Here is a 7,265-nt window from a genome sequence, read left to right on the forward strand (position 1 = left end):
GCGGCCCACTTTTTAACAAGGTGTAGTTGCGATGAAACGTGTAGGTCTGATCGGTTGGCGCGGTATGGTCGGTTCCGTGCTCATGCAGCGGATGCTGGAAGAGCAGGATTTCGATCTTATTGAGCCGGTGTTTTTCACCACTTCGAACGTAGGTGGCCAAGGGCCGTCCGTGGGCAAGGATATCGCCCCGCTCAAGGACGCCTACAGCATTGAAGAGCTGAAAACCCTCGATGTGATTCTGACCTGCCAGGGTGGCGACTACACCAGCGAAGTCTTCCCCAAGCTGCGCGAAGCCGGCTGGCAGGGTTACTGGATCGACGCCGCCTCCAGCCTGCGCATGCAGGACGACGCCGTGATCATCCTCGACCCGGTCAACCGCAAGGTCATCGACCAGCAACTGGATGCGGGCACCAAGAACTACGTCGGTGGCAACTGCACCGTCAGCTTGATGCTGATGGGCCTGGGCGGCTTGTTCGAAGCGGGCCTGGTCGAGTGGATGAGCGCCATGACCTATCAGGCGGCGTCCGGTGCGGGTGCGCAGAACATGCGCGAACTGATCAAGCAAATGGGCGCGACCCACGCGGCGGTTGCCGATCAACTGGCCGATCCTGCCAGCGCGATCCTCGACATCGACCGCCGTGTGGCCGAAGCCATGCGCAGCGAGGCCTACCCGACCGAGAACTTCGGTGTGCCATTGGCCGGTAGCCTGATCCCGTGGATCGACAAGGAACTGCCGAACGGCCAGAGCCGCGAAGAGTGGAAAGCCCAGGCCGAAACCAACAAGATTCTGGGCCGCTTCAAGAGCCCGATCCCGGTGGACGGTATTTGCGTGCGTATCGGTGCCATGCGCTGCCACAGCCAGGCGCTGACCATCAAACTGAACAAAGACGTGCCGATCGCCGATATCGAAGGGCTGATCAGCCAGCACAACCCATGGGTCAAGCTGGTGCCGAACAACCGCGAAATCAGCATGCAGGAGCTGAGCCCGACGAAGGTTACCGGCACCCTGAATGTGCCGGTTGGCCGTCTGCGCAAGCTGAACATGGGCACCCAGTACCTGGGCGCGTTCACCGTTGGCGACCAACTGCTGTGGGGCGCGGCCGAGCCACTGCGCCGCATGCTGCGGATCCTGCTTGAGCGTTGATAGATTGAAGTAATGAAAAACCCGTGCCTTGAAAGAGGTGCGGGTTTTTTTATTCCCGGCAGTCTGATGTTGATCGGTTGCCTGTTCTGGCCCCTTCGCGGGCAAGCCCGCTCCCACAGTGGTTGGTGTCATACACAAGATTTGTGTACACCACTGAAACCTGTGGGAGCGGGCTTGCCCGCGAAGGGGCCAGATCAGCCACCGCAAATCCCCGGCAGAAATTGCCTGTGCGCCACCCACCCGGTAAAGTGCCGCTCCCCCCGTTTCGCCAGTGGTAGAACCATGAGCCAGTCCTTTGATATTGCCGTGATCGGCGCCACCGGTACTGTCGGCGAAACGCTCGTGCAGATTCTCGAAGAACGCGACTTCCCGGTCGGTAACCTGCACCTGCTGGCCAGCAGCGAATCCGCCGGGCATTCGGTGCCGTTTCGTGGCAAGAACGTGCGGGTGCGTGAAGTCGATGAATTCGATTTCAGCAAGGCGCAATTGGCGTTCTTCGCAGCCGGTCCGGCGGTAACCCTGAGTTTCGCCCCGCGCGCCACGGCCGCCGGCTGCTCGCTGATCGACCTNTCCGGCGCGTTGCCGGCCGAGCAGGCACCTCAAGTGGTGCCGGAAGCCAACGCCGACGTTTTGGCTGGTTTGAAAAAGCCGTTCCAGGTCAGCAGCCCAAGCCCGTCGGCCACCACACTGGCCGTGGTATTGGCGCCGTTGCTCGGTTTGCTCGACCTGCAACGCATCAACCTGACCGCCAGTCTGGCTGTCTCCGCTCAGGGCCGAGAAGCCGTGACCGAGTTGGCCCGGCAAACCGCCGAGCTGCTCAACGTGCGTCCGCTGGAGCCGACCTTCTTCGATCGGCAAATGGCTTTCAACCTGTTGGCTCAGGTCGGCAAGCCTGATGAGCAGGGTCATACGCTGCTGGAAAAACGCCTGGTGCGTGAGCTGCGTCAGGTCATGGCGCTGCCTTTATTAAAGATTTCCGTCACTTGCATTCAAGCCCCGGTGTTTTTTGGCGATAGCTTTAGCGTGACCTTGCAGTCGGCGAGCGCTGTGGACCTGGTGAAAGTCAAAGCGGCGCTGGAAGACGCACCGGGTATCGAACTGGTGGAAGCCGGCGATTACCCGACGGCGGTGGGCGATGCGGTAGGGCAGGACGTGGTCTACGTTGGTCGGGTTCGCGCCGGAATCGACGACCCGTCGGAACTAAATCTATGGCTGACGTCAGATAACGTACGCAAAGGCGCCGCGCTCAATGCTGTGCAGGTGGCTGAATTGTTGATAAAAGACCTGCTGTAAAAGATACTTGGCAACAATTTTTCGAATGAGTCCGGTCGAGCGCTATGCTTGGCCGGATTGCTGATGGCGAGCCACCCTTCGGGGCTTTCCGGGGCATGAAAGAAATGATCGCGCGTGACGGCCCTTCGTCGCCGCGCGCAATGCCTTACGGCAGCGGCTATCAACACCTTCTCGCAGGCCGGGGAGTGTTCAAACAAAGGATGAGGCTATGGTTCAAGTTCGCAAACTGGTGTTAGCAATAGCGGCCGCCTCGGCGCTGTCCTCCGGTATGGCGCAGGCCCTCGGGCTCGGGGAATTGACCCTGAAGTCGACGCTGAACCAACCTCTGGTGGCGGAAATCGAGCTGCTAGACGTCAAGGACCTCACCGCCGCGGAAGTGGTGCCGAGCCTGGCTTCGCCTGAAGATTTCGCCAAGGCCGGTGTTGATCGCCAGGCGTTTCTCAACGACCTGACCTTCACGCCCGTGCTCAATGCCAGCGGCAAAAGCATCCTGCGTGTAACGTCCAGCAAACCACTGTCCGAACCCATGGTGAAATTCCTGGTTCAGGTGATGTGGCCAAACGGTCGTCTGCTGCGCGATTACAGCGTGCTGCTCGATCCGTCCAAATTCTCCCCGCAGACCGCTGAAGCGGCTGCGCAGCCTGCTCCGACCCAAACGGTCACCGCGCCGGTGACCGGTGCCACCAAGCCGTCCCAATACACCACCACGCCGCGCGATACCCTGTGGGAGATCGCGGAGAAGGCGCGTAATGGCGGGTCGGTCCAGCAAACCATGCTGGCCATCCAGGCACTGAACCCGGATGCCTTCATCGACGGCAACATCAACCGGCTGAAAACCGGTCAGGTGCTGCGCCTGCCGGATCAGGCGCAGAGCACCGGCCTGCCGCAACCCAAGGCAATCGCTGAAGTCGCCGCACAGAACACCGCATGGCGCCAGGGTCGTCGTTATGTGGCGAAGCCCGGCACCGGGCAGCAGCAACTTGATGCCACAAAGCGTGGCCGCGCTGACGCAGCTCCATCGCAGACGGCGAAAGACAACCTGAGCCTGGTCTCTGCCGAAACCGGCAAGGGCAAAGGCAAAGGCGCCGCAGGTGATGCCAAAGCCTTGAACAACAAGCTGGCGGTGACCCAGGAAAGCCTCGACACGACCCGTCGTGACAACGCCGAACTGAAAAGCCGCATGACCGATCTGCAAAGTCAGCTGGATAAGCTGCAGCGCCTGATCGAGCTGAAGAACAATCAACTGGCCAAGTTGCAGGCTGAAGGCGCAGCGGGAGCGCCGGCTTCGACTCCAGCGACGACCGCTCCGGCCATCTCTGCTGAACTGGCGGCCAACCCTGCGGCGGCACCGACTGAAGTGGCTCCTGCTCCGGTAGCGCCTGCGCCCGAGGCGGCGGCACCTGAAGCCGCTCCGGCTCCCGTGCCTGCCGAGCCTCCGGTCGAGCCGACCCCAGTCGCCTCTGACGACCAGAAATTCAATGAACTGCTGACCAATCCGGTCCTGCTGGGGCTGGTAGGCGGTGGTGCGGTGGTTCTGCTGCTCTTGCTGCTGTTGCTGGCACGTCGCCGCAAGGCCCAGCAAGAAGCCGAGAAACACCTGCGCATGGCGCGTGCCCTGGAAGAAGAGAAGGAATTCTCCGCCGAGCAGGACCTGCCGGAAAGCAGCTTCGAAGGTTTGGAAGTTCCGCCGCCGAGTGTGAAACTCGCCACCGCACCGATACCAACGCCACCACCTGCGCCAGCTCCTGCCCCAGCCCCAGTCCCGGATGTAATGACGACGCCGATCGCCGCGCCGCTGGTGTCGCCAGCTGCCGAACGCGATGACGACGTACTGACCAAGGCTCAATCGCACATTGCCGCCGGTCGTCTGAACCAGGCCGCCGCGCTGCTCGAAGACGGCATCAAGCAAGAGCCACAGCGCAGTGACCTGCGTCTGAAGCTGATGGAAGTCTACGGTCAGCAGGGCGACCGCGATGCATTTGTTGCCCAAGAGCGTCAGTTGGTCGCCAACGGTGACAACTTCGCCCAGGTCGAGCAGCTTAAAAGCCGCTTCCCGGCAATGGCTATCGCGGCTGCCGGTGGTCTTGCTGCTGCCGCCATCGCTGCCGAGCTGGACGCTCAGTACGTCAAGGACTTGCTACTGGACGAGCCGCAAGCACCGGTCGATGACTTGGACAGTGCCTTCGACCTGAGCCTGGATGACCTGGAAGCCGCTTCTCCGGCGGTGGTTGAACCAGAGCCGGAATCGGTCGCTGACCTTGAAGAGTTCCCGCTGGACGACGACCTGAGCTTTGAATCGGTATTGAAGGAACAGACCGAAATCAAGGAAAACCTCGACGACTTGTCGGACTTCGACCTGGACATGGATCTGGGCGGCGACCCGTCTCCGGCGATCCTCGCTGAAGATGACTTCCTGCTGGATCTGGATGAAGGCGTGAAGGACTTGCCTGTTGAACCAGTGAAACCTGAAATTCCGCAGGACGACCTGGAGTTGCCCGCCGATTTCGATCTGTCGCTGGCTGATGAAATGGATGCCGCCCCGGCCGAGCCTGAGGTCAAGGACGCCTTTGCCGCTGAGCTGGATGACGTCAACGCCGAGCTGGATCGTCTGTCCCAGAGCATGAGTGAGCCGACCTTTACCGCAGAAGACGCTATGGCTTCTGCAGCGGACGAGCCGGACTTCGACTTCCTCTCCGGCACTGATGAAGTCGCCACCAAGCTCGACCTGGCCCAGGCCTACATCGACATGGGTGACAACGACGGCGCTCGGGACATCCTCAATGAGGTGGTGGCTGAGGGGAATGCTGGTCAGAAGAGCGAAGCCAAGGAGATGCTTTCGCATCTGGGTTGAGTGATCGTTAGGCAATAAACAGAACGGCAGTCCATTGAGGCTGCCGTTTTTGTTTGGGCGTTGATGCGATTGTGTCTGTCAGACCGCCATCGTGAGCAGGCTCGCTCCCACAAGGTTTTGTGGTGAGAGCACCCCGAAACACTGTGGGAGCGGGCTTGCCCGCGAAAGGGCCCTCACATTCAATACCGTACTTTCTGTTGTGCTGGTATCCCCGCCGGACAGCTTTATAATGCCCGCCTTTGCGCACATCAGCAGGCTGTGACTCCTTGGCAAATATAGATAACGCGGCCGCCGAAATGGCGGCCGCAGGCTTTTACCGCATCGCCCTGGGCGTGGAATACAAAGGTTCGCGCTATCGCGGCTGGCAGCGCCAGGCCTCCGGCGTGTTGACGGTGCAGGAGACCCTGGAAAAGGCCTTGTCCAAAGTCGCTGACTCACCTGTGTCGCTGCTCTGCGCCGGGCGTACTGACGCGGGCGTGCACGCGTGCGGCCAAGTGGTGCATTTCGATACGCAGGTCGAGCGTTCGATGAAGGCCTGGGTCATGGGCGCCAATATCAATTTGCCCCACGACGTCAGCGTCACCTGGGCCAAGGTCATGCCTGCGGATTTTCATGCGCGATTCAAGGCGATTGCCCGGCGCTACCGCTATGTGATCTATAACGATCAGATCCGCCCGGCGCACCTTAATCAGGAAATTACCTGGAACCACCGCCCCCTGGATGCCGAGCGCATGGCCGAGGCTGCACAGCATTTGGTGGGTGTGCATGACTTCAGCGCCTTCCGTGCCGGCCAGTGCCAGGCCAAATCGCCGATCAAGGAAGTCCATCACCTGCGGGTGACCCGCCACGGCAAAATGATCGTGCTGGACATCCGTGCCAGCGCCTTCCTGCACCACATGGTGCGCAACATCGCCGGAGTCTTGATGACTATTGGTGCCGGCGAGCGGCCGGTAGAGTGGATGAAGGAAGTGCTGGAGAGCCGCATCCGCCGCACTGGCGGGGTGACGGCGCATCCGTTCGGCCTGTACCTGGTGGAGGTCGAGTATCGCGACGAGTTTCAATTGCCTGAGCGTTACATCGGCCCACACTTCCTCACCGGCTTCTCTGAACTTGACGGCTGACGCCCGGAAAAGCTTTTGTTACCATCCGGGACTTTCTCGGTCCAACCCTGAGGTTTCTACGACATGTCAGCCGTTCGCAGCAAGATTTGCGGGATTACCCGCATAGAAGACGCGCTGGCGGCAGTCGAGGCGGGGGCGGATGCCATTGGTTTCGTGTTTTACGCCAAGAGTCCACGGTCGGTGACGTTCCGGCAGGCGCGCGACATTATCAAGTTGCTGCCGCCGTTCGTGACCACCGTGGGGTTGTTCGTCAACAGCAGCCGCTGCGAGTTGGGCGAGCTGCTCGACGCCGTGCCGCTGGACCTGTTGCAGTTCCATGGCGACGAAACCGCTGCCGATTGTGAAGGCTGGCACCGCCCGTACATCAAGGCGTTGCGGGTCAAGGCCGGCGACGACATCGCGGCGGCCTGCGATGCGTTTCCAAGTGCCAGCGGTATCCTGCTCGATGCCTATGTCGAAGGTGTTCCCGGTGGAACCGGTGAGGCGTTCGACTGGTCTCTGATACCGCAGGGCTTGAGCAAGCCGATCATCCTCGCCGGTGGCCTGACGCCGGATAACGTGGCTGAGGCAATCGCCCGGGTCCGGCCTTACGCGGTGGACGTCAGCGGTGGGGTAGAGGCGAGCAAGGGCATCAAGGATCACGCAAAGATCCAGGCATTCATCAAGGCGGTACGGAGTAGCACGTAGTTGATGTGACGGCTGGCAGACTGCCGCCGTCCCAAAATGCACTGCGCTGCACAAAGCAGGCACGGCTGAGGATTGATGGGTTGTACGCAGGTCACGTTTCGCTGACCCGGCCATCCACCGATCATCGCCACACACATGAATTTAGCTCAAGGGCATACGCGGGGCTGTG

General features: G+C 61.0%; 5 protein-coding genes. All 5 read left to right on the forward strand.

Translation table 11 applies throughout. The features are described 5' to 3' along the window. The first annotated feature begins 31 nt into the window (after positions 1-31). Complete coding sequence (asd, locus tag B7L09_RS28355) at positions 32-1,144, forward strand: aspartate-semialdehyde dehydrogenase (RefSeq protein ID WP_053257089.1); 1,113 nt, start codon at positions 32-34, stop codon at positions 1,142-1,144. 282 nt (positions 1,145-1,426) lie between these two features. Further along, complete coding sequence (locus B7L09_RS28360) at positions 1,427-2,437, forward strand: aspartate-semialdehyde dehydrogenase (RefSeq protein WP_094471612.1); 1,011 nt, start codon at positions 1,427-1,429, stop codon at positions 2,435-2,437. 208 nt (positions 2,438-2,645) lie between these two features. After that, on the forward strand, positions 2,646-5,288 hold the full coding sequence (locus tag B7L09_RS28365) for a FimV/HubP family polar landmark protein (protein WP_094471613.1): 2,643 nt from the start codon (positions 2,646-2,648) through the stop codon (positions 5,286-5,288). A 296-nt stretch (positions 5,289-5,584) separates the two neighbouring features. Continuing rightward, positions 5,585-6,409 (forward strand): tRNA pseudouridine(38-40) synthase TruA, encoded by an 825-nt coding sequence (gene truA, locus B7L09_RS28370; RefSeq protein WP_176457788.1) that lies wholly within the window; start codon positions 5,585-5,587, stop codon positions 6,407-6,409. Positions 6,410-6,472: 63 nt separating this feature from the next. Beyond that, complete coding sequence (locus tag B7L09_RS28375; RefSeq protein ID WP_094471615.1) at positions 6,473-7,096, forward strand: phosphoribosylanthranilate isomerase; 624 nt, start codon at positions 6,473-6,475, stop codon at positions 7,094-7,096. Positions 7,097-7,265: the final 169 nt, after the last annotated feature.

The sequence above is a fragment of the Pseudomonas mandelii genome (assembly GCF_002251635.1).
Classification (GTDB): domain Bacteria; phylum Pseudomonadota; class Gammaproteobacteria; order Pseudomonadales; family Pseudomonadaceae; genus Aquipseudomonas; species Aquipseudomonas mandelii_B.

What these genes read in the sequence shown, in the direction of transcription:
- asd (WP_053257089.1), top strand. Translation starts at nt 32, where the DNA reads ATGAAACGTGTAGGTCTGATCGGTTGGCGCGGTATGGTCGGTTCCGTG.
- B7L09_RS28365 (WP_094471613.1), top strand. Translation starts at nt 2,646, where the DNA reads ATGGTTCAAGTTCGCAAACTGGTGTTAGCAATAGCGGCCGCCTCGGCG.
- B7L09_RS28375 (WP_094471615.1), top strand. Translation starts at nt 6,473, where the DNA reads ATGTCAGCCGTTCGCAGCAAGATTTGCGGGATTACCCGCATAGAAGAC.
- truA (WP_176457788.1), top strand. Translation starts at nt 5,585, where the DNA reads ATGGCGGCCGCAGGCTTTTACCGCATCGCCCTGGGCGTGGAATACAAA.